This window comes from Halorubrum sp. SP9, assembly GCF_005435015.1.
In the GTDB taxonomy this organism is placed as follows: domain Archaea; phylum Halobacteriota; class Halobacteria; order Halobacteriales; family Haloferacaceae; genus Halorubrum; species Halorubrum sodomense.
Window position 1 is genome coordinate 1 of the sequence record NZ_SGXU01000755.1, and the last position, 223, is coordinate 223.

1 protein-coding gene is annotated in these 223 nt (G+C 60.5%); it reads right to left on the reverse strand.

Features of this window, described 5'->3' with window-relative positions; all coding sequences use genetic code 11:
* Window positions 1–223, reverse strand: a 223-nt coding sequence (locus tag EXE45_RS21150) for a hypothetical protein (RefSeq protein WP_206750537.1), incomplete at both ends; no start/stop codon positions are given.

Genomic DNA, 223 nt, shown 5'->3' on the forward strand with positions numbered 1-223 from the left:
GAGCGTGGTCCGTATCCGTGACGGGTTCACACTCCGCGACTGGGATCCCGATGGGGAGTCTCACATCCTCGGGTGCGTACATGACACAGTTATCTTCTCCGACCGCGAGACGATCCGACGCCTGCTCGGCGTACTCTCCGAACGCCTCGTCGGGTTCTGTGTATCCGAACACGTCGTGAAAAGCCGAGCGGACGGCTGCGATACTGTCGAGTTTGGTGTCGGT